Source organism: Mycobacterium kubicae, from assembly GCF_015689175.1.
Classification (GTDB): domain Bacteria; phylum Actinomycetota; class Actinomycetes; order Mycobacteriales; family Mycobacteriaceae; genus Mycobacterium; species Mycobacterium kubicae.
Map to the genome: position 1 here is coordinate 1,302,073 of NZ_CP065047.1, position 21,475 is coordinate 1,323,547.

Here is a 21,475-nt window from a genome sequence, read left to right on the forward strand (position 1 = left end):
GCGAGCCTAATCCGGCGATGGTGTGAGTCCGCTGCGCGCCGATGGGATACTGGCTAGATGTCCGCAGCCAGCGCCCTGGATAGTGTCGAGGAATTGGTGCGGCGCCGGCGCGGCGATCTGGTCGAACTGTCCCACGCCATCCACGCCGAGCCCGAGCTGGCGTTCGCCGAGCACCGCAGCTGCGCGAAGGCCCAAGCCCTGGTCGCCGAGCGCGGTTTCGAGATGACCGCGGCCGCCGGTGGTCTGGACACCGCGTTCCGGGCCGACTTCGGCAGCGGACCGCTGGTGGTGGGTATCTGCGCCGAATACGACGCGCTGCCTGACATCGGTCATGCCTGCGGGCACAACATCATCGCCGCCTCGGCCGTGGGCGCCGCCCTGGCGTTGGCCGAAGTGGCCGATGACCTGGGCATAAAGGTGGCTCTGCTGGGCACTCCGGCCGAAGAATCTGGCGGCGGAAAAGCCTTGCTGCTCGAGGCCGGCACATTCGACGATGTCGCGGTGGCTGTGATGGTGCATCCGGGACCGATCGACATTGCGGGGGCCCGGTCGCTGGCCTTGTCGGAGGTGACCGTCGAGTACCGCGGCAAGGAATCGCACGCCGCCGTCGCGCCCCATCTCGGGCTCAACGCCGCCGACGCGGTGACCGTCGCCCAAGTGGCCATCGGGCTGCTGCGCCAGCAGTTGGCGCCCGGACAGCTGGTGCACGGCATCGTCACCAACGGCGGACAGGCCGTGAACGTCATTCCCGGGCGCGCCGCGCTGCAATATGCGATGCGCGCCGTCGAGTCGGACTCGCTGCGCGACCTCGAAGGCCGGATGTACGCCTGCTTCGCCGCGGGCGCGCTGGCCGCCGGCTGTGAATACGACATCGAAACGCCCGCGCCGGCGTACGCCGAACTGCGGCCCGACCAGTGGCTGGTCAATGTGTTCCGCGACGAGATGCGTCGGCTGGACCGCGAGCCGGTACCGGCGGAGATCGAGGCGGCGCTGCCGATGGGCAGCACCGATATGGGCAACGTGACGCACGTGATCCCGGGGATCCATCCGGTCATCGGCCTCGACGCCGGCGGCGCCACCGTGCACCAGCGCGCGTTCGCCGCCGCGGCCGCCGGTGCCAGCGCCGACAAGGCGGTGGTGGACGGGGCGATCATGTTGGCGCGCACCGTCGTTCAGCTTGCTGCGCAGCCCGACCAGCGAGACCGCGTGCTGGAGGCGCAGCAGCGCAGAAGCAGCGGGGCCGACGCATGAGCCTGGTCGACAGCACCGAGTCGTGGCTTGCCGCCCACTACGACGACCTGGTCGCGTGGCGCCGGCACATCCACCGCTACCCCGAACTAGGTCGGCAGGAGTACGCCACCACCCAGTTCGTGGCCGAACGGCTGGCCGAGGTCGGACTCAACCCCAAAGCATTGCCCGGCGGTACCGGGCTGACCTGTGACTTCGGCCCCGAACACCAGCCGCGGATCGCGCTGCGCGCCGACATGGACGCGCTGCCCATGGCCGAGCGCACCGGGGCGCCCTACGCCTCGACGATGCCCAACGTCTCGCATGCCTGCGGTCATGACGCGCACACCGCGATCCTGCTGGGAACCGCGCAGGCGTTGGCGGCGGTGCCCGAATTGCCGGTCGGGGTGCGGTTGATCTTCCAGGCCGCCGAGGAGCTGATGCCCGGCGGCGCCATCGACGCGATCGCGGCCGGTGCGCTGTCGGGGATCTCCCGAATTTTCGCCCTGCACTGCGACCCGAGGCTGGAGGTCGGCAAGGTCGCCACCAGGCACGGCCCGATCACGTCGGCGGCCGACCGGATGGAGATCACGCTGTACTCACCCGGCGGGCACACCTCACGCCCGCACTTGACCGCCGACCTGGTCTACGGGCTGGGGACGCTGATCACCGGAGTGCCCGGGGTGTTGTCGCGTCGTCTCGACCCGCGCAACAGCACGGTGCTGGTGTGGGGTGCGGTCAACGCGGGGGTCGCCGCCAACGCCATTCCGCAGACCGGCGTGCTGGCCGGGACCGTGCGCACGGCCAGCCGGCAGGCCTGGGTCGACCTCGAGGACATCATCCGCGAGGCCGTCGACGCGCTGCTGTCGCCGCTGCGGATCGAGCACACACTGAGCTACCACCGCGGGGTCCCGCCGGTAGTCAACGAGGACGTCTCGACCCGCATCCTCATTCACGCGATCGACGCCCTGGGCCCCGACGTGCTGGCCGACACCCGCCAGTCCGGCGGCGGCGAGGACTTTTCCTGGTATCTGGAGGAAATCCCCGGCGCCATGGCCCGCCTCGGGGTGTGGTCGGGCGAGGGCCCGCAGCTGGACCTGCATCAGCCGACGTTCGACCTCGACGAGCGGGCGCTGGGCATCGGGGTGCGGGTGATGGCCAACATCGTCGAGCAGGCCGCCAAGTTCTAACCCGCGAGCGTGCGTGTCTGTACAGCGACACGCCGCTGCGGCTGACATTCTGCGCACGCTCGCGCGGGTGAATTGTGGGCCGCTCGCGGCGCCCCGACCATAGCCCGCATGAATACCGGGCTCACCCACCTGTTAGAGACCCAAGGTGGCGTCGTAACCTGCGCGCAGGCGCTCACCTTCCTGACCCGGCGCGGGCTCGAGGAGCAGCTGAGAACGGGTGCGCTGCAAAAGGTTTGGTACGGCGTATACGGTCGCGGCGACGTGACCACCGAGTTGCGGCTTCGCGGACTCGACCTGGCCGCCGGCAAAACCGTCGCGGCCTGCATGGGAACCGCTGCCGCGGCGTACGGCTTCGACACCGAACGAACCGCCGATGTGCACGTGCTCAATCCGGGTGGAAGTCAATTGCGATCGGCCGACGGGCTGGTTGTGCATCGGCGTACCGGCGCGCCGTTAACCGTGGTCGGCGGGCGACTCCTCACGGCTCCGGCGTGGACGGCGATCGAGGTGGCGCGCGTGCTGCGCCGGCCGCGAGCACTCGCGACGCTGGACGCGGCGCTGCGCAGCGGCACGTGCAGTCGAGCCGAACTGGGGCTGGCGATCAAGCAGCAGTCCGGTCGCCGGGGCATCGTGGCCGCACGCGAATTGCTCAGCCTGGCGTCGCCGCTGGCCGAGTCACCGATGGAAAGCGAGGCGCGGCTGGTCATGATCGACGGCGGCTTGCCGCAACCGGTCCTGCAATACGAGATCGTCGACACGCAGGGCCGGCTTTGGCGACTCGACTTCGCCTGGCCCGAATTCCGGTTGGCAGCCGAATACGACGGGGTCGACTGGCACAGCGGTCCGCAAGCCTTCCTTCGTGACCGTCGGCGCGGCGCAGCGCTGCAGGACCTGCGCTGGGTGGTCGTGCCGATTGTGGCCGAGGACGTGCGGTACCGGCCGCAGGAACTGGTCGATCGTCTGGCGACGCGACTGCAACGAGCCGCATGACCTGACCGCGAACGTGCGCAGAATGCCGGCCGCGACGGCGTGTCGCTGTACAGACACGCACGCTCGCGGCCAAACGGCGGCAGAAGGCGGCAGAAGCGGCAGAAGCTAGGACGAGGTGCCGGGGCCGATGTTGCGGGCCGGGCGGGTCCGCAAATCGTGCACGTAATCCTCTGGCGCACCGGCTATTTCAGCGGCGTCGGCCATCACCCCGAGATACCGCGCCGACGGCAGCCCGCCCTCCCAGGCGTCCAGCACATACAGCCAGGCCAGCACGGGATCGGTGGTGGTGTCCGACGACAACCGCTCGACGCGGCAGCGGATCTTCTTGTGCACGCCGAACTCCGAGCCCTCCCACTGGTCGAGATTGATCTCGTCGGCCGGCGTCATGTCGTAGAGGACGACGAACACCTTGGAATCGGGGTCCTCGACGACCGTCGCCAGGGCCCCTTCCCAGCCGATGTCCTCGCCGCCGAAGGTCAGCCGCCAGCCGTGTAACCAGCCGGTTCCGGCCATCGGGGAGTGGGGTGCCCGCTTGAGCATCTGCTCGGGATGCATGTTCGACCCGTAGGCGGCGTAGATCGGCACGGAGAAAGCTTAGACGGCGGGTGAACGTTCGGCGTCCATCCAAGCGATCGCACCTCACGTCACACTGCGGCGCGCGCGACGATCAAGCTAGGTTGGCACTGTGGTGACCCGCATCGTGATCATTGGTGGCGGCCCGGCGGGTTACGAAGCCGCGGTGGTGGCCGCGACGTCGCATCCGGACACCACCGAAGTCACCATCATCGACTCCGAAGGCATCGGCGGCGCCGCGGTGCTCGACGACTGCGTGCCCTCCAAGACGTTCATCGCCTCCACCGGGTTGCGCACCGAGCTGCGCCGCGCCCCCGACCTGGGCTTCGAGATCGACATCGAGGACGCCAAGATCTCGTTGTCGCAGATCCACGCCCGGGTCAAGCGGCTGGCGGCGGCCCAATCCGACGACATCACCGCGTCGCTGCAGAGCATGGGCGTGCAAGTGGTCGCCGGGCGCGGCGAGCTGATCGACCCCACCCCGGGCCTGGCCCGGCACCGGGTCAAGGCCACCGCTCCCGACGGCAGCACCAGCGAACTCGAAGCCGACGTCGTGCTGATCGCCACCGGGGCCAGCCCGCGGATCCTGCCGTCGGCCCAACCCGACGGCGAACGCATCCTGACCTGGCGCCAGCTCTACGACCTCAAGTCGCTCCCCGAGCACCTCATCGTGGTGGGCTCCGGGGTCACCGGTGCCGAGTTCGTCAACGCCTACACCGAGTTGGGAGTGCCGGTGACGGTGGCGGCCAGCCGCGACCGGGTGCTGCCCTACGAGGACGCCGACGCCGCCGCCGTGCTGGAGGAGTCCTTCGCCGAACGCGGCGTCAAGCTGTTCAAGAACGCGCGCGCCGAATCGGTGACCCGCACCGACAGCGGAGTGCTGGTCACCATGACCGACGGACGCAAGGTCGAGGGCAGCCACGCGCTGATGACCATCGGATCGGTGCCCAACACCGGCGGCCTGGGCCTGGAACGCGTCGGCATCGAACTCGGTCCCAACAACTACCTGACCGTCGACCGCGTCTCGCGCACCTCCGTGCCGGGCATCTACGCCGCCGGCGACTGCACCGGGCTGCTGCTGTTGGCCTCGGTCGCCGCCATGCAAGGCCGCATCGCGATGTACCACGCGCTGGGTGAGGGCGTCAGCCCGATCCGGCTGCGCACGGTCGCCGCAACCGTGTTCACCCGGCCCGAGATCGCCGCGGTCGGGGTGCCGCAATCGATGATCGACGACGGCTCCATCCCCGCCCGGGTCATCATGTTGCCGTTGCGCACCAACGCGCGGGCCAAGATGTCGGGGCTGCGGCAAGGGTTCGTCAAGATCATTTGCCGCCGCTCCACCGGTGTGGTCATCGGCGGGGTGGTGGTCGCACCCATCGCCTCGGAGCTGATCCTGCCCATCGCGGTGGCCGTACAGAACCGCATCACCGTCAACGAGTTGGCCCAGACACTGGCCGTTTACCCGTCGTTGTCGGGCTCGATCACCGAGGCCTCCCGGCGGCTGATGGCCCACGACGATCTGGACTGATGGGCCACTTGACCCCACCGGACAAACTAGCCTGGGGAGGGCAACGTATTACCGGCCAGTAACTGACAGGAGTCTGTGGTCGTGAGCAATCCGCTATCGGAGATCCAGCCGCTGCTGTCGGCTGCGTCCCTGAACCCCGCGCAGCGGGCGTCGGCGTGGGAGCGACTCGGCGCCGAGCAATTCGACGTGGTGGTGATCGGCGGCGGCGTGGTGGGCTCGGGGTGCGCGCTGGATGCGGCGACTCGCGGGCTCAAAGTGGCGCTCGTCGAAGCCCGGGACTTCGCCTCCGGCACCTCGAGCCGCTCGTCGAAGATGTTCCACGGCGGCCTGCGTTACCTCGAACAACTGGAATTCGGGCTGGTGCGCGAGGCGCTCTACGAGCGCGAACTGTCGCTGACCACGCTGGCGCCCCACCTGGTCAAGCCGCTGCCCTTCCTGTTCCCGCTCACCAAACGGGTGTGGGAACGTCCCTACATCGCCGCGGGCATTTTCCTCTACGACACCCTGGGTGGGGCGAAATCCGTTCCCGCACAAAAGCATTTGACCCGAGCCGGGGCGTTGCGGCTGAGCCCCGGGCTCAAGCGCAGTGCGCTGGTCGGCGGGATCCGCTACTACGACACCGTCGTCGACGACGCCCGGCACACCATGACGGTCGCGCGCACCGCCGCCCATTACGGCGCGGTGGTGCGCTCCTCCACCCAGGTGATAGCGCTGCTGCGCGAAGGTGATCGGGTCACCGGCGTGCGCGTCCGCGACTCCGAAGACGGCGCGATCACCGAAGTCCGCGGCCACGTCGTGGTCAACGCCACCGGGGTCTGGACCGACGAGATCCAGGCACTGTCCAAGCAGCGCGGCCGTTTTCAGGTGCGCGCGTCAAAGGGCGTGCACGTGGTGGTGCCGCGCGATCGTATTGTCAGCGACGTCGCGATCATCCTGCGTACCGAGAAGTCGGTGATGTTCGTCATCCCGTGGGGCAGCCACTGGATCATCGGCACCACCGACACCGACTGGAACCTGGACCTGGCGCATCCCGCGGCCACCAAAGCCGACATCGACTACATCCTCGGCACCGTCAACACGGTGCTGGCCACCCCGTTGACGCACGCCGACATCGACGGGGTGTACGCCGGGCTGCGGCCGTTGCTGGCGGGGGAAAGCGAGGAGACGTCCAAACTCTCGCGCGAGCACGCCGTGGCGGTGCCGGCCCCCGGCTTGGTGGCTATCGCCGGCGGCAAGTACACCACCTATCGGGTGATGGCCGCCGATGCGATCGACGCGGCGGTGCAGTTCGTTCCGGCCCGCGTCGCGCCGTCGATCACCGAGAAGGTGGGCCTGCTGGGCGCCGAAGGATACTTCGCCCTGGTCAATCAGGCCGAACACGTCGGCCAACTGCGCGGATTGCACCCCTACCGGGTGCGCCACCTGCTGGAGCGCTACGGGTCGCTGCTCGACGAGGTGCTCGCGCTGGCCACCGACCGCCCCGAACTGCTGACGCCGATCACCGAGGCACCGGGCTACCTGAAAGTCGAAGCCCTCTACGCCGTCGCCGCCGAGGGGGCGCTGCACCTGGAAGACATCCTGGCCCGGCGCATGCGGATCTCCATCGAATATCCGCACCGCGGCGTCGACTGCGCCCGGGAAGTCGCCGACGTCGTCGCGCCCGTGCTGGGCTGGAGCGCGGCCGACGTCGAGCGGGAAGTGTCCAACTACAAAGCCCGGGTGGAAGCCGAGATCCTGTCCCAGGCGCAGCCCGACGACGTTTCGGCAGATACGTTGCGCGCCAGCGCACCCGAGGCGCGCGCGGAGATCCTCGAGCCGGTACCGCTCAATTGAGCGCGCCGTGAGAGCCGCGCCGCTGCCCGTTCGCGACGGACTGGGACCCGCGCGGGTACGGCTGCGCGGCGGGCCGGTGCTGGACGAGCTGACGGCACGATTCGGCGCCCCGGCCCGCGCCAAAGTGCTTGCCGGACAAGTCGTCGACGCCGACGGCGCCGTCATCAATGACAGTTCGGTGCTGCCCGGCGGCGCCACCGTCTACCTCTACCGCGACCTGCCCGACGAAGTACCGGTGCCCTTCGACATACCGGTGCTCTACCAGGACGCCAACATCGTGGTCGCCGACAAGCCGCACTTCCTGGCGACCATGCCCCGGGGCCGCCACGTCGCACAGACGGCGCTGGTGCGGTTGCGGCGCAGCCTCGGCTTGCCGGAGTTGAGCCCGGCCCACCGCCTGGACCGGCTCACCGCCGGCGTGCTGGTGTTCACCACCCGCCGCGAGCTACGCGGCCGCTACCAGACACTGTTCGCGCAAGGCGCCGTGCGCAAGACCTACCTGGCGCGCGCCGCGGTGCACCCCGATCTGGTGCTGCCGCGGGTGGTGCGCAACCGCATCGTCAAACGCCGGGGACACCTGCAAGCGGTGAGCGAGCCCGGCGTACCCAACGCCGAGACGTGGATCGAGTTGCTGTCACCGGACGGGCTGTACCGGTTGACGCCGCGCACCGGGCGCACCCACCAACTGCGGGTGCACATGGCATCGCTGGGGATACCGATTGCCGGAGACCCGTTGTATCCGAACGTGATCGATGTCCCCGAGCACGACTTCAGCACGCCGCTGCGGCTGCTGGCGCAGCGTATCGAGTTCGATGACCCGGTGACCGGGTTGACTCGGGTGTTCGTCAGCGGTCTCGAGATCTAAGCCGTGGCGTGGTGCCGCGGGCAGAATGCGGCGATGCTGACGCCGACGAAGTACCCGGCGCGGTACCCGTCGAGGTTGCTGTTGGCGCTCAGGTCGTTGGCCACGTCACCCTTTTGCCGGCCCAGGTCGAGTTCGTCGCAGACCTGGTGCCCGGCGATGATCGCGGCCTGTGGTGAGGCGAAGTTGATGCCTTTGGCTTTCACCGCGTTGAGGAACGCGTCGTCGACCCCATCGGCATGGGCGCTGGAAGTCCCCGCGATGACCAGGCACACGGAGACGACGGCAAGCAGGCCGAGGAACGGCGCACGCCTGCGGGCTTTGCTGATCACCATCGCAATAACCTCCCCGACGCATGATTGGTGGAACCCAGCCGAAATACCCAGCTTACCCAGCCAAAACACGAGCGATAATCGCGGCGTAGTTGGCGCAGATCTGTCGGGCCGGTGAATTGATCAGAAACTGCGCTTGAACTCGCGGCCGCCGAGTGCCAACGCCCTGATCGGGCACGGTGGTGCACCGGCGGATCCTTGTTATCATGCCGCATGACTGCGATCCTTCTCGCGTGGCGTCGAGGAATCTCCCTGAGCTCAAATAAGTTTGGCGTTGTGGCGATCGTGGCGGTGCTGCTCTCGGGGTGCGGGAGCGACAACAACGCCAGCGCACCGAGCGCGACGACCACGACGGCGGCCTGTGGCGGCAAGTCGACGTTGAAGGCCAGCGGTTCCACCGCCCAAGAGAACGCGATGACCCGGTTCGTCAAGGCTTTCGAACAAGCCTGCGCCGGACACTCGGTGAATTACACGGCCAACGGTTCTGGTGCCGGCATCAGCGAATTCCTCAGCAACCAAACGGACTTCGCTGGGTCGGACTCACCGCTGAGCAAGGACGAATACGCCCGCGCGCAGCAGCGCTGCGGCTCCCCGGCGTGGAACCTGCCAATGGTGTTCGGGCCCATCGCCATTGCCTACAACGTCAAGGGCCTGACGTCGTTGACCCTGGACGGCCCGACCGCGGCGAAGATCTTCAACGGCGCCATCACCAGCTGGAACGATCCCGCGATCGGGGCACTCAATGCCGGCGTCGTCTTACCCGCCGAACCCATTCGTGTCGTTTTCCGCAGTGACGAGTCCGGCACCTCCGACAACTTCCAGAGGTATCTGGATACGGCTTCGGGCGGTGCGTGGGGCAAGGGCGCCGGCAAGGCGTTCAACGGCGGAGTCGGTGAGGGCGCCAAGGGCAACGAGGGTGCCGCTGCGGCAGTCGGCACCGCCGAAGGTTCGATCAGCTACGTCGAATGGTCGTTCGCCCAGGCGCAGCACCTGAATACGGCGAAGGTCATCACCTCGGCCGGCCCGGACGCCATAGCAATCAACCCGGACTCGGTGGGCAAGACCATTTCTGCTGCGTGGTTCACCAAGGAGGGCAACGACCTGGCCTTCGACACCATCTCCTTCTACCGGCCCAACCAGCCCGGCGCGTACCCGATCGTGCTGGCGACCTACGAGATCGTCTGCTCGAAGTACGCCGACCCGCAGGTCGGGGCGGCGGTCCGCGCGTTTCTGCACAGCGCGCTAGGCCCGGGACAAAGCGGTCTGGTCGACAACGGCTATATCCCCATTCCCGACGAGTTCAAGGGGCGGTTGTCGACCGCGGTCAACGCCATCGGGTGATTCCGCCGACTCGAGATGTTCCGGGCTTCTTCCCGTTGTCGTCAACGTAACGTTTCCGGGAATTTTTCTTTCATGGTCAAATAGCGGTGCTGTGGAATTCATAACGTTGCCTCCCGAGATCACCTCGGCCTTGATTCACTCGGGACCGGGCGCGGAATCATTGATCGCAGCGTCGGATGCCTGGGAGCGATTGGCGACCGAATTGGAAGAGTCCACCCGCTTGTACTCTCCGGTGCTGGCGACGCTCGCCGAGGGCTGGAGCGGTCCGTCTGCAGCGGTGATGACCGACGCTGTCGCTCCTTACCTCGCGTGGCTGCAAACCACCGCCCAGCAGTGCCAACAGCTGAGTGCCTCGGCGCAAGCCGCCACCGCCGCCTTCGCATCGACGCTTGCCAGCGTCGTGCCTCCCTCGGTGGTCACCGCCAACCGGACCCAGCTGGCGCAGTTGCTGGCCACCAACCAATTCGGCAAGAACCTGCCGGCCATCGCCCAGACCGAAGAGCAGTACGAGAACATGTGGGTGAACAACTCCGCGGCGATGTCTCGCTATCAGACGGCCACCCAACAAGCCCTCGCGCTGCCGCAGTTCACCTCGCCTCCCGCGATCACCGATCCGGCGGGTACCAACAGACAGGCCGCTGCCGTGTCGGCGGCCGCTGCTCCCGCGGCCTCGGCGGGGGCCGCGGCGGCCCCCGCCGAGGCCGTCTCTCCGCTGGATTCGTTGTTCCAGGCCTTCGGCGTGGGCTTCAACCCGAACAGCGGCTGGTTCGGCTTGGCCAACACCTACGCCAACCAGTTCCTCTCCTCCGGATTCCCCATCAACCTGCTCAGCTATCTGGCGCAGAACACCTCGGCCCAAGCCCTGCAGTCGGTCGCCCCCGAAATTGGAGAAGGCCTCTCCGAAGGCGAAGCGGCGCTGGGGGATACGGTGGCCAGCCTGTCGCGAGCCGTGGGCGCGGCGGAACCGACCGCCGCGCTGGGCGTCGGAGTGTCGATGGGCAACCTGACCGCACCACCGGCGGTGGTCGGGCTGCTGCCCGCGGCGCAGACCCCCGTGCAGCTCGCCTCGGCGGCGACGCCGCTGGCAGCGGGCGACGCTGGGTTCCCGATGCTGCCCCCGCTGATGCCGCCGCCCATCTCGGCCGGTAGTGGCTGGCGCAAGCGCAAGCAGCAGAAGTACGAAGACCTGGCGATGGGCATGGAGCTCAAGGGCACGTTCATGCCGCGACCCCCCTCGGCGGGCTGAGCAAGTCGAAAATTGGGGTCAAGTAACCGAGGTCATCATCCGGGTCGCGGACGGGCTGGGTAATTTGGCGGTCATGCCTTGGGCCCGACTGCTCTCGCTCGCCGCCCTCGCGGTCGTGCTCTGCGCGTGCGGGCGGCCGGTTTCGGCGGCCAGTTCCCATAATGACCCGGGAGCCTTCAAGTTCGGCGGGATGAACCGGACCTACACCGTGCACGTGCCCCCGGGTCCGCCCGCCGGCCTGGTGCTCAATCTGCACGGCGGTGGTGGCACCGGGGCTGGGCAGCAGGGCCTGACCAACTTCGATTCGGTCGCCGATATCAACAACTTGTTGGTGGTCTACCCGGACGGCTACGACAAGAGCTGGGCCGACGGCAGAGGTGCCGCGCCGGCTGACCGCCGCCATCTCGACGACATCGGCTTCCTGGTCGCTCTGGTGGACAAGGTGGCCAAAGAGTTCAGCGTGCCTGCCGGGCACATCTTCGCCACCGGGATGTCCAACGGCGGCTTCATGTCCAATCGGCTGGCTTGCGATCACGCCGATCTTTTCGCCGCCATCGCCCCGATCTCCGGCACACTGGGCGCCGGGGTGTCCTGTAACCCGTCCCGGCCGGTGTCGGTGTTGGCCGCGCACGGCACCGCCGACCGCGTGGTGCCGTTCAACGGCGGCGACGTCCGCGGGCGCGGCGGGGTCAGTCGCGCCATCTCGGCTACCAGCATGGTGAACGAATGGCGCACGGTGGATCGCTGCCAGGGGGAGCCGACCGAGCAGACCCTGCCCAACGTCGGGGATGGGACCGTCGTGCGGCGCTTCGAATCCACCACCTGTGCCGACGGCACCGCGGTGGTGTTCTACCAGATCGACAACGGCGGGCACACCTGGCCGGGCGCCAAGCAATATCTGCCCAAGCCCGTCATCGGGTCCACCACCCGGGCCTTCGACGCGTCCCAGATCATCGCGCAGTTCTTCGTGGCGCACGGCCGGGACTGAGCCGGTTCAGCGCTGGCAGGTCGGACACCAGTAGGTCACCCGGTCGCCGCTGCCGTCGTAGTTGATCGGTGTGCCGCAGCGCCGGCAGCGCTGCCCGGCGCGGCCGTAGACCCACAGCTGCCGGCCGTTGCGGGTGTCCCCGGTGGTGCAGCGGTTCCAGCGAAACCTGTTCAGCCACAACATTTCCCGGGCGCGGACCAGCAACCGCTGGGGGTCGCTGACCGCGCTCACCGGGGCCGTGGGCAGATGCCCGGTGACGAAACACAGTTCGTTGGCGTAGACGTTGCCTACCCCGGCCAGCACCCGCTGGTCGAGCAGCGCCTCGGCGAGGGGTCGGTCCGGATCGGCCGTCAGATTGGCCGTGGCGACCTGCGGATCCCAGTCTTCGCCCAGCAGATCGGGTCCCAGGTGCGCGACGGCCGCGTCGTCCTGATCGCGCTCGAGGATCTCCAGCACACCCAGGTCGTAGCCGACGGCCCGAATAGGCCCCGCTTCCAACACAATTCGTGCCCGGTAGTCGATCCTGACCGCTCGCTCACCGACGCGCCAGCTGCCGTCCATCTTCATGTGGGAGTGGATGCTGGCCGGGCCGACCCGGATGAACAGGTGCTTGCCGCGACTGATCACCTCGTCGACCACCTGACCGGTGAGGTCGACCGTGGCATAGCGAGGCACCCGGACATCGCAGCGGGTGAGCGTGCGGCCGACCAGATGTTCGCGCAGCTTGGCCGCGGTATGCCAGACGGTGTCCCCTTCGGGCATGGCTTATCGCAGTCGCAATCCGCGCGGCGTGCGGGCGAATCCGGCGTCGACGAGCGCGTCGGTCACCGGGGCCGGTGCACCGGGTTGCAGTACCGGCGCCCCGTCGACCCGCTCCACCAGCAGGGAGGCCACCCGGCGGTTCGCGACCAACTCGGCCAGCGCGGTGGCCGCCGCGCCGTTGGCGCCCGGATCGTCGGTGAAGGTCAACAGCGAACGTCCACCGCGCTCCAAGAACCAGGCCAGCGCACCGTCGACCAGCACCACCAGGGCGCCGGCTTTCCGGCCCGGCCGGGCCGAGCCGTCGCCCTCGGTGCTCGGCCAGGGTAGGGCAGCGCCGTAGGGGTTGGCCGGATCGGCGGCGGCAAGCACCACCGCCCGGTAGTCCGGCCGTTCGGGATCCACACCGTCGGAGTAGCTGCGCAGCCGGTCGACGGTCGACGCGACGGCGAACTGCGCCCCGCCCAACGACTCGACGAAGTAACCGCGCTGGCAGCGGCCGGCATCCTCGAACGCGCTCAAAACCTTGTAGAGAGTGGCGAACCCGCCGGGCACGCCCTCGGTGGCGACCGCGCCCTTGGTCAGCACACCGTGCCGGTTGAGCAGCAACTCCGCCTGGTAATGGGCGCGCAGCGTCGAATCCGGCTCGGGCGTCGGCAGCGCCGACCACCGGCCGGCCACCGTGGGGTCGGTGCGGGTCTGCGCGTGCGCGACGCTGTACCGGCTCAGGCGCGGGGGCCGGTGCGACCGATGCGCCGGCGCCGAGCGTTTGCGCGCCCCCGAGGCGCCGCCCAGCAGCGCCCGCACCGGTGCGAAGGTGTCGCCGGTGATCCAGCCGGCCCAAATCAGTTCCCACAGCGCGGCTTTCAAGTCAGCCTCGCTATGACCGTGCTGGGGCAGCTGGCGGAAGAAGTAGGCGCCGCCACCGGCCAGGCTGTTTAGGATCGCCCGATGGACGTCGGTGAAGTCGATCTCGGCCGGTGCGGCCAGGGTCAACGGCGCTGTCTCGGCCGGGTGCAGGGCGATCCAGCCGTCGCTGCCCGAGATCGACCCGGCGCCCGACCAGGTGACCTCCCCGGTCGCCAGCAACTCGTCGAGCAGCGCCGGGGAGTAGTCACGCACCCGCGGGCCCAGCACCAACGGTTCCAGCGCCGAGGCCGGCAACCGCACCCCGGCGAGCTGATCGATGACCGCCGTCAGCCCGTCCAGACCCGCATATGCCGAAGAGGAATCCGTGCCGACGTGATGCCAGGCCGGCAGGAAGCGACCGTAGGCGGCGGTGCTGACCGGTTCCACCTGGGCGCGCAACGCGGCCAGCGAACGGCGTCGCAGGATGCGCAGCACCTCGGCGTCACACCATTGTTCGGCGCCCGATGTCCCCGTAGGTCCCGCGGTGGCGACGAAGTCGCCGCGGACCAACCGCCCGTCACTGGCCAACCGGCCCAGCACGTCGGCGGTCACCCGCAGTCCCAGTCCGAACCGGGCGGCGGCTTCGGCGGTGGTGAAGGGGGTGCGGGTGCGCGCATAGCGGCCCAGCAGCTCTCCCAGGGGGTCGGCCACCGCCTCGGTGAAGCTGGCCGGCAGGCCCACCGGAACCGCGGCGCCCACGCCGTCGCGCAACCTGCCGATGTCCTCGACGGCGACCCACCAATTCTGGCCGGCGAAAGACACGGTCAGCGCGCGTCGGGCGGCGCGCAATCCTTCCAGCCAGCCGCCGACATCGGAGGCATCCGAGCGGGCGGCGATCTCATCCTCGGTGAGCGGGCCCAGCAGGCGCAGTAGGTCGGCGACACCTTCGGCGTCGCGGGCGTGCCGGTCGTCGGACAGGTGTTGCAACTGGCGGCCGGTGCCGGCGATCACGTCGGGGTCGAGCAGTTCGCGCAGCTCGACGCGGCCCAGGAGTTCGGCGAGCAGCGTGCTGTCCAGCGACAGCGCGGCGGCGCGCCGCTCGGCCAGCGGAACGTCGCCCTCGTACATGAACGCGCCGACGTAGCCGAACAGCAGTGACGCCGCGAACGGGGAAGGCCGGGCCGTCTCGGCTTCCAGCACCCGGATGCGCCGCTGGGCGATCTCATTCATCAACCGGACCAGCGTCGGGACGTCGTAGACGTCTTGCAGGCATTCGCGCACGGTTTCCAGCACGATCGGGAAGTCGGGGTATTTGCGGGCGACTTCCAGCAGTTGGGCGGCGCGTTGCCGCTGATGCCACAGCGGCGACCGGCGGCCGGGATTGCGGCGGGGCAGCAGCAGGGCGCGCGCCGCCGATTCCCGGAACCGAGACGCGAACAGCGCCGAATTGCCCACTTCGGCGGTCACGATCGGGTCGATCTCGTCGGCGTCGAAGACGAACAACTCGGCGCCGGGCGGGGCGTCGGTGCCGGTGTCGGAGACCGTGTCGGGCAGGCGCACCACGATGCCGTCGTCGGAGGCGGTCGGCTTCTCGTCGATGCCGTACCGGTCGCGCAGTCGCCGGCCCACCGCCAGCGCGAGTGGCCCGTGCACCCGCAGCCCGTACGGCGAGTGCAGGATCACGCGCCAGTCGCCCAGCTCGTCGCGGAACCGCTCGACCAGCAAGGTGGTGTCGGTGGGCACCACGCGGGTGGCGGTGCGCTGCTCGTCCAGCAGCACCCACAGGTTGTCCGTCGCATAGTCGTCGAAACCCAGCTGTGCGCAACGTTTTTGGAAGGCATTGCGGTCCAGCCCGGCCAGTTCGCCGGTGAACGCGCCCAGCGCGGCGCCGAGTTCGGCGGGGCGCCCGACGTCGTCGCCGCGCCAGAACGGCAACCGGGCCGGCTGGCCCGGCGCCGGGATCACCAGCACCCGGTCATGGGTGATCTCGGTGATCCGCCAACTGGTGGCGCCCAGCGAGATGACGTCCCCGGGCCGCGACTCGTACACCATTTCCTCGTCGAGTTCGCCGACCCGCGACGGGGTTTCGGAGTCGGTGGCCAGGTAGACGGTGAACAGCCCGCGGTCGGGGATGGCGCCGCCGGAGGTGACGGCGAGCCGCTGCGCGCCGGGCCGTGCGGTCAGCGTGCCGGAGTCGCGGTCGTACACCAGCCGCGGCCGCAGCTCGGCGAATTCGGTCGAGGGGTACTTGCCGGACAACAGGTCCAGCGTGGCCTCGAAGACGCTGCGCGGCAGCGTGGCGAACGGGGCGCTGCGGCGCACGGTGTCGAACCAGGCGTCGGCGTCCAACGGCTCCAGCGAGGCGGCCGCCACCGTCTGTTGGGCCAGGATGTCCAGCGGGTTGGCGGGCACCCGCATGGTCTCGATCTGGCCGGCCAGCATGCGTTGCACGCTGACCGCGCAGCCGATCAAGTCGGTGCGGTGCTTGGGGAACAGCACCCCGCGCGACACTTCACCGACCTGATGGCCGGCTCGTCCGATGCGCTGCAGGCCGCTGGCCACCGACGGCGGCGCCTCCACCTGGATCACCAGATCGACCGCGCCCATGTCAATGCCCAGTTCCAGGCTCGAGGTCGCGACCACCGCTTTGAGCTCGCCCCGTTTGAGGTCCTCTTCGACGATGGCGCGCTGTTCCTTACTGACCGACCCGTGATGCGCGCGGGCCAGCAGCGGCGGCGCTCCGAAGGTCTGGCCGCTGCCCATGATGTAGGCCGGCGCACCCCCGGGAACCTGCGGGTTGGCGTCGGACGGCGGGGCGATGCCGGAACGCTCGGCGTGGATTTCGTTCAGCCGTGCGGTGAGCCGCTCGGCCAGCCGGCGCGAGTTGGCGAACACGATCGTCGAGTTGTGCGACTCGATGAGGTCGACCAGCCGCTCCTCCACATCCGGCCAGATCGAGTTGTTGTCCAGGTTGGCCATGTCGGGCACCGGGACCTGGACCGAAAGGTCCACCGTCTTGGCCGAGGGCGGCGCGACGATGGTGGTGGGGGACTGGCCGGACAAGAACCGCGCGAGCTCCTCGGGCGGGCGAACGGTCGCCGACAGCCCGATGCGTTGCGCGGGCCGCTCCGGTGACAGCTCGTCGAGGCGCTCCAGGGACAACGCCAGATGCGCACCCCGTTTGGAGGCGGCGATGGCGTGGACCTCGTCGACGATGACGGTTCGCACCCCGGTCAGCGTTTCGCGCGCCGCCGAAGTCAACATCAGAAACAGTGACTCCGGGGTGGTGATCAGCACGTCGGGTGGATGAGAGATGAGCTGGCGACGCAGCGCCGGCGGGGTGTCACCGGAACGGACGCCCACGCTGATGTTCGGTGCGGGCAGTCCGCGGCGCTCGGCCAGCCGGGTCAACCCCGCGAGCGGGGTGCGCAGGTTGCGTTCGACGTCGACGGCCAGCGCCTTGAGCGGGGAGACATAAAGGACACTGGTTCCCTTCGGCCGTTCCGGCGCGGCGGCCAGGCTGTCCAGCGCCCACAGGAACGCCGCGAGCGTCTTGCCGGAACCCGTCGGCGCGATGACCAACGTGTTGTCCCCGGCGGCGATCGCCGACCACGCACTGGCCTGGGCGGTGGTGGGCGCGGGAAATGTGCTGGCGAACCAGTCGCGGGTGATCGCGCTGAATCGGCCGAGGGATTCGGCGGGCAGGGACGGGGCGGAGCTCACCTCACCATGGTGCCAACGGGCACCGACAACTTATTGTCGCGGGACCACTCGGGCGGTGGCCATCGCGTGCGCCAGCTCTTCCGGGATCCCCGGTACCCGGCCGATCGAGTCGAGCAGCGTGTGGGCGCAGGCGTCGGCAAGCCGGTCGGCGTCGGTGGTCGGGTCCATGATGCGCTGGCGGCAGATCTCGAAGGTGAACGCCAGCCAGCCGTGGATGATGACCCGCAGATCGCGCTCCACTTCCGCCTCCAGCGGGCTGGAGCCGGGAATCCCCCCGACCACCTCGCCGATGCGGGTCATGATGTGTTCCATCTGACGGTTCTTGGCTTCGTCGTCGATGCCCAGCAGGACCGGGTCCGACCGGCCCAACCCGACATAGGCGGCCCAGGCCGCTTCCGGGTTCTGCTGGTGGTAGGCCATGTAGGCCAGCACGCCCATCCGGATTTCTTCGAACATGGTGAGTCCGGGCGCGGGCTGCACGTTGGTGGCCTCGTACAACCGGTCGGCCTCGTCCTTGACGACGGCAGCGAAGAACGCCCGCTTGTCGGGGAAGTAGTGGTACATCAGGGCGCGCGACACCCCGGCCCGCTCGGCGATCTCGTCGATACGAACCTCGTCGTAGGGACGCTTGCCGAAGACTTCTGCCCCCAGAGCGAGCAATTCAGCCCGTCGATCCTCCGGGGATAAGCGCCTTCTGGCCGTCGCCATAAGCAGAGATACTACTCACGCAAAATATGAGTCCGGCTAGGACGATTGTGGCCGGATTTTCCGCTTCGCCGCAGGAGGCGTGCGCGGGACCGATTCGCGAGCAAATTCGCCATGAAGTCAGCCCCGCACAGCGACACTCTGGCGTCGCCACCGCCGGCCGCCGGCCCCGTGGTCCTGCCGTCCCGGCGCAGCGCTGCGGGTGGCTATTTCGGCGCTGTGACCTGCACCGCAAGCGTTTGTAGTGGCTTGTTGCTGGGTACAGGTGCAAAAGCGGCCTCCACATTGGTGTAACTAAAGCGGTAGCCGACGCGACGTAGCTAACGATCGATCAAGCTCATCGAAGCGGGATTCAGAGGGGGCTTCCGATGCAGGAAGTACATCAGCGGTTGCCTGGGGATCGCCTGGGGCGAGCAGACCACGAGGTGCATTCGGCCGCGCGGTTCGCCGTCTTGACCACGGCCGCGGGGGTGGCCTTCCTGGTCATGGCCGCGCTGTGGGTCAGTACCTGTCCCGGCGTGAGCGTCGATACCGTCGCCTGCGGCGCCCCGCAGCGGACCATGCTGGCGTTCGGTGCACCCCTGATCCTGTTGGCCGGCGGTTTGTGGGCCTTCCTGCGCACCTACCGGGTGTGGCGCGACGACGGCACCTGGTGGGGATGGCACGGCGCCGGATGGTTCCTGCTCACGGTGATGGTGCTGACGGTGTCCATGGGAGTGCCGCCGATCGCCGGACCCGTGCTGGCGCTCTAGCCGCCACTTCCGATATTCGTTCCTCCTGGCCCTCCCCAACCGGATGGGCGAGTTCTACCGTTGATGTATCGCCTGGTGCAGGGCGGATTCGCGGAAGGAGGAGCCATGGGGGATACCTTTCGAGACCCCGTCGACCACTTGCGGACGACGCGGCCACTCGCCGGTGAATCGCTGATCGATGTGTTGCACTGGCCCGGTTACCTGTTGGTCGTCGCGGGGGTCATCGGTGGCGTCGGATCCCTGGCCGCTTTCGGCAGCGGACACCACGCCGAAGGCATGACCGCGGGGGTGGTGGCGGTCGTCGCCGCGGTCTGCGGCCTGGTGTGGTTGGCGGTCGAACATCGGCGGATCCGCCGCATCGCCGATCGGTGGTACGCCGAACATCCCGAGGTGCACAGGCAGCGGTACGCCAGCTAGACCGGCGGGCATCGAAAAACGCGAATTTGCGTCGGAGAACACAATTTCTCGTGGTTTTACCCTGAGCTGCGTCGGGGTATCAGGTGTAGACCATGATGAATACCGGCACTTTTGCGTCAGCGTGGCTGCCCCATCATGGGGTCGAAAATCACGAATTCACCGACACCAGTCCATACGGCGACCCTGCTCGGCAGCACCGGCGTGCTCGCGGCCACTATCGCAAAGCGGTAGTGCCGACGCGCCGCCCTGGTGCCGGTCACGTGTGCCGCACCGGCGACTGGTTGAATAGCCGATGGCGATCATGAGCAACCGGCTAGAACCCCAGCTTCAGGACGGAACCCCTAGCAGTATGGGTGGGGTCCCGGCCAGCGGTGGTGTCGGTCAAACATTGCCGGGAGGCCACATGACCGATGCGGAGCTACGCACTGAGGGGCGCCATCGCGGGGCTCGCGCAGTCGAGTTGAGCGTTGATGCGCGCCTGGAGAACCTGGCGATGCTGCGCACTTTGGTGGGTGCCATCGGAACCTTCGAGGACCTCGACTTCGACGCCGTGGCGGACCTGCGGCTGGCGGTCGACGAGGTGTGCACCCGGTTGATCCGCTCAGCCACGCCGGACGCGACACTGCGGTTGGTGGTCGATCCGCGCGACGACGAACTCGTGGTGGAAGCCTCGGCGTCTTGCGATACTCACGACGTGGTTGCGCCCGGAAGCTTCAGCTGGCATGTCCTGACGTCGCTGGCTGACGACGTCAAGACCTTCCACGACGGTCGTCAGCCCGACGCTGCCGGCAGCGTCTTCGGTATCTCGTTGACCGCGCGACGGGCGGCGCCTGGCAGGTGACAACACCTTCCGCCGGCGGTTCGAATTCGCGACCGAACGAATACGCCGATGTCCCCGACATGTTCCGTGAGCTGGCGGGATTGCCGACCGACTCAGCGGAATTCCAGAGCCACCGAGACAAAATCGTCGAACGCTGCCTGCCGTTGGCCGATCACATCGCCCGGCGCTTCGAAGGTCGCGGGGAACCGCGCGACGATCTGATTCAGGTAGCGCGGGTGGGCCTGGTCAACGCCGTCGTCCGGTTCGACGTCGAAACCGGTTCGGATTTCGTGTCTTTCGCGGTGCCGACCATCATGGGGGAGGTCCGCCGCCACTTCCGCGATAACAGCTGGTCGGTCAAGGTGCCGCGGCGCCTCAAGGAACTGCATCTGCGGCTAGGCACCGCCACCGCCGACTTATCGCAACGACTGGGCAGAGCACCCACTGCCACCGAACTCGCCGCGGAACTCGGGATGGACCGCGGCGAGGTCGTGGAAGGGCTGGTCGCGGGCAGCTCCTACAACACGCTGTCCATCGACAGCGGCGGCGGCAGCGAAGACGACGACGCCCGTGCCATTGCTGACACGTTGGGCGACGTCGACTCGGGGTTGGACCAGATCGAGAACCGGGAAGCCCTTCGCCCATTGCTCGAGGCCTTGCCCGAGCGGGAACGGACCGTGCTGATCCTGCGGTTCTTCGAGTCCATGACGCAGACTCAGATCGCCGAGCGGGTGGGCATCTCGCAGATGCACGTGTCCCGCCTGCTGGCTAAGTCGTTAACACGGCTCCGGGATCAGCTGCAGTAGACCCGGTTCGGTCTCGGCGGTGTCGTTGATCGAATCCGTGATCGGCAATGCGCCGTCGGGATCGCAGACCCGCAGTAGCCGGGACACCTCGCGGCTGGGCACCATCGCCCAGTGGGCGTTGGCCGCCGAGCACACCACGTTGATTCGGTGCAGGGCCGAAAAACCGGCCGTGCCAATGAAATCCACGCCGCGTAGGTCCAGGACAAGGCGCTTGCAGTGTTTGGTGCAGCGCTGGACGTAATCGGCGAACTCGTCGGCGTTGGCCGCGTCGAGCTCACCTTGGGCGGTGATCACCCCGGCCGCAGATCCCCAATGGGCGGAGAATTCTGCGGTACCGGTGCGAAGACGAGAGTGGTTCACAGATGACATATGTGGCTCCATCAGTCGAAAAAGGTTCGTACTGTGGATCACGTCAAGGGTGCGAAGAGCCGCTGATGAGGCGAGAAACCGCCTCCACCGTTAGGCCCCGAACAATTACAGGACGTATTCCGGGCGGCTGTGAACTCAACCTCTCTGTACCCTACCCGGGGGAGG

Annotated in this window: 19 protein-coding genes; 13 read left to right on the plus strand and 6 right to left on the minus strand. The window is 68.3% G+C overall.

Going from position 1 to position 21,475, the window contains the following annotated elements; translation table 11 throughout:
- Positions 1–57: 57 nt before the first annotated feature.
- The 3 genes from I2456_RS06230 (at position 58) to I2456_RS06240 (ending at position 3,407) form a co-directional block, all read left to right on the plus strand.
- Positions 58–1,251 carry an amidohydrolase gene (locus tag I2456_RS06230; protein WP_085072773.1) on the plus strand — a complete coding sequence of 398 codons (1,194 nt, stop codon included), beginning with the start codon at positions 58–60 and terminating at the stop codon, positions 1,249–1,251.
- Complete coding sequence (locus I2456_RS06235) at positions 1,248–2,417, plus strand: amidohydrolase (RefSeq protein WP_085072774.1); 1,170 nt, start codon at positions 1,248–1,250, stop codon at positions 2,415–2,417. Before I2456_RS06230 ends, I2456_RS06235 begins: the two co-directional genes overlap by 4 nt.
- A 108-nt stretch (positions 2,418–2,525) precedes the next feature.
- A complete protein-coding gene (locus tag I2456_RS06240; RefSeq protein WP_085072775.1) occupies positions 2,526–3,407 on the plus strand; it encodes an endonuclease domain-containing protein in 882 nt (293 codons plus the stop codon).
- 105 nt (positions 3,408–3,512) lie between these two features.
- Here I2456_RS06240 and I2456_RS06245 read toward each other — a convergent pair whose 3' ends face one another.
- On the minus strand, positions 3,513–3,992 hold the full coding sequence (locus tag I2456_RS06245; RefSeq protein WP_068033586.1) for a gamma-glutamylcyclotransferase family protein: 480 nt from the start codon (positions 3,990–3,992) through the stop codon (positions 3,513–3,515).
- A gap of 100 nt (positions 3,993–4,092) precedes the next feature.
- Here I2456_RS06245 and I2456_RS06250 point away from each other — a divergent pair, with 100 nt between their 5' ends.
- The 3 genes from I2456_RS06250 to I2456_RS06260 all read left to right on the plus strand — a co-directional run bounded on the left by I2456_RS06250 (position 4,093) and on the right by I2456_RS06260 (position 8,206).
- Positions 4,093–5,508 (plus strand): NAD(P)H-quinone dehydrogenase, encoded by a 1,416-nt coding sequence (locus I2456_RS06250; protein WP_085072776.1) that lies wholly within the window; start codon positions 4,093–4,095, stop codon positions 5,506–5,508.
- An 81-nt stretch (positions 5,509–5,589) separates the two neighbouring features.
- Complete coding sequence (locus I2456_RS06255) at positions 5,590–7,341, plus strand: glycerol-3-phosphate dehydrogenase/oxidase (protein ID WP_068033964.1); 1,752 nt, start codon at positions 5,590–5,592, stop codon at positions 7,339–7,341.
- 7 nt (positions 7,342–7,348) lie between these two features.
- Positions 7,349–8,206, plus strand: coding sequence for a pseudouridine synthase (locus I2456_RS06260; RefSeq protein WP_085072777.1), 858 nt, complete (start codon positions 7,349–7,351; stop codon positions 8,204–8,206).
- Here the strand turns inward: I2456_RS06260 and I2456_RS06265 are convergent.
- Positions 8,203–8,538 (minus strand): DUF732 domain-containing protein, encoded by a 336-nt coding sequence (locus I2456_RS06265; protein WP_068033582.1) that lies wholly within the window; start codon positions 8,536–8,538, stop codon positions 8,203–8,205. The genes I2456_RS06260 and I2456_RS06265 overlap by 4 nt on opposite strands.
- Positions 8,539–8,787: 249 nt before the next feature.
- Between I2456_RS06265 and pstS the strand changes: the two genes are divergently transcribed.
- The 3 genes from pstS to I2456_RS06280 all read left to right on the plus strand — a co-directional run bounded on the left by pstS (position 8,788) and on the right by I2456_RS06280 (position 12,110).
- Positions 8,788–9,876, plus strand: coding sequence for a phosphate ABC transporter substrate-binding protein PstS (gene pstS / locus I2456_RS06270; RefSeq protein ID WP_241007951.1), 1,089 nt, complete (start codon positions 8,788–8,790; stop codon positions 9,874–9,876).
- A 91-nt stretch (positions 9,877–9,967) separates the two neighbouring features.
- A complete protein-coding gene (locus I2456_RS06275) occupies positions 9,968–11,122 on the plus strand; it encodes a PPE family protein (RefSeq protein WP_068159129.1) in 1,155 nt (384 codons plus the stop codon).
- Positions 11,123–11,195: 73 nt separating this feature from the next.
- Complete coding sequence (locus tag I2456_RS06280) at positions 11,196–12,110, plus strand: extracellular catalytic domain type 1 short-chain-length polyhydroxyalkanoate depolymerase (RefSeq protein WP_085072778.1); 915 nt, start codon at positions 11,196–11,198, stop codon at positions 12,108–12,110.
- Positions 12,111–12,116: 6 nt separating this feature from the next.
- Here the strand turns inward: I2456_RS06280 and nei2 are convergent, their stop codons facing one another.
- Genes nei2 through I2456_RS06295 form a run of 3 tightly spaced genes read right to left on the minus strand, consistent with a single transcriptional unit; the run spans position 12,117 to position 18,149 of the window.
- On the minus strand, positions 12,117–12,872 hold the full coding sequence (gene nei2, locus I2456_RS06285; protein WP_068159125.1) for an endonuclease VIII Nei2: 756 nt from the start codon (positions 12,870–12,872) through the stop codon (positions 12,117–12,119).
- Positions 12,873–12,875: 3 nt separating this feature from the next.
- Positions 12,876–17,423, minus strand: coding sequence for an ATP-dependent helicase (locus I2456_RS06290; protein WP_139822997.1), 4,548 nt, complete (start codon positions 17,421–17,423; stop codon positions 12,876–12,878).
- A gap of 48 nt (positions 17,424–17,471) precedes the next feature.
- Positions 17,472–18,149, minus strand: a complete 678-nt coding sequence (locus I2456_RS06295) for a TetR/AcrR family transcriptional regulator (protein WP_068028935.1) — start codon at positions 18,147–18,149, stop codon at positions 17,472–17,474.
- A gap of 365 nt (positions 18,150–18,514) precedes the next feature.
- Here I2456_RS06295 and I2456_RS06300 point away from each other — a divergent pair, with 365 nt between their 5' ends.
- From I2456_RS06300 to I2456_RS06315, 4 genes are all read left to right on the plus strand, one after another.
- Positions 18,515–18,898 carry a hypothetical protein gene (locus tag I2456_RS06300; protein WP_085072780.1) on the plus strand — a complete coding sequence of 128 codons (384 nt, stop codon included), beginning with the start codon at positions 18,515–18,517 and terminating at the stop codon, positions 18,896–18,898.
- 105 nt (positions 18,899–19,003) lie between these two features.
- Positions 19,004–19,315 (plus strand): protein UsfY, encoded by a 312-nt coding sequence (gene usfY / locus I2456_RS06305; protein ID WP_068029331.1) that lies wholly within the window; start codon positions 19,004–19,006, stop codon positions 19,313–19,315.
- 403 nt (positions 19,316–19,718) lie between these two features.
- Positions 19,719–20,156, plus strand: coding sequence for an ATP-binding protein (locus tag I2456_RS06310; protein ID WP_068028943.1), 438 nt, complete (start codon positions 19,719–19,721; stop codon positions 20,154–20,156).
- A complete protein-coding gene (locus I2456_RS06315; protein ID WP_068028947.1) occupies positions 20,153–20,941 on the plus strand; it encodes an RNA polymerase sigma factor SigF in 789 nt (262 codons plus the stop codon). The genes I2456_RS06310 and I2456_RS06315 overlap by 4 nt, the downstream gene beginning before the upstream one ends.
- Here the strand turns inward: I2456_RS06315 and I2456_RS06320 are convergent.
- Positions 20,912–21,322 carry an STAS domain-containing protein gene (locus I2456_RS06320; RefSeq protein WP_082952160.1) on the minus strand — a complete coding sequence of 137 codons (411 nt, stop codon included), beginning with the start codon at positions 21,320–21,322 and terminating at the stop codon, positions 20,912–20,914. The genes I2456_RS06315 and I2456_RS06320 overlap by 30 nt on opposite strands.
- Between the last annotated feature and the right edge of the window lie 153 nt (positions 21,323–21,475).

Coding starts and splice junctions, on each gene's coding strand:
- I2456_RS06230 (WP_085072773.1), top strand. CDS start 58: ATGTCCGCAGCCAGCGCCCTGGATAGTGTCGAGGAATTGGTGCGGCGC.
- I2456_RS06235 (WP_085072774.1), top strand. CDS start 1,248: ATGAGCCTGGTCGACAGCACCGAGTCGTGGCTTGCCGCCCACTACGAC.
- I2456_RS06240 (WP_085072775.1), top strand. CDS start 2,526: ATGAATACCGGGCTCACCCACCTGTTAGAGACCCAAGGTGGCGTCGTA.
- I2456_RS06265 (WP_068033582.1), bottom strand. CDS start 8,538: ATGGTGATCAGCAAAGCCCGCAGGCGTGCGCCGTTCCTCGGCCTGCTT.
- I2456_RS06280 (WP_085072778.1), top strand. CDS start 11,196: ATGCCTTGGGCCCGACTGCTCTCGCTCGCCGCCCTCGCGGTCGTGCTC.
- nei2 (WP_068159125.1), bottom strand. CDS start 12,872: ATGCCCGAAGGGGACACCGTCTGGCATACCGCGGCCAAGCTGCGCGAA.
- I2456_RS06295 (WP_068028935.1), bottom strand. CDS start 18,149: ATGGCGACGGCCAGAAGGCGCTTATCCCCGGAGGATCGACGGGCTGAA.
- I2456_RS06300 (WP_085072780.1), top strand. CDS start 18,515: ATGCAGGAAGTACATCAGCGGTTGCCTGGGGATCGCCTGGGGCGAGCA.
- usfY (WP_068029331.1), top strand. CDS start 19,004: ATGGGGGATACCTTTCGAGACCCCGTCGACCACTTGCGGACGACGCGG.
- I2456_RS06310 (WP_068028943.1), top strand. CDS start 19,719: ATGACCGATGCGGAGCTACGCACTGAGGGGCGCCATCGCGGGGCTCGC.
- I2456_RS06320 (WP_082952160.1), bottom strand. CDS start 21,322: ATGGAGCCACATATGTCATCTGTGAACCACTCTCGTCTTCGCACCGGT.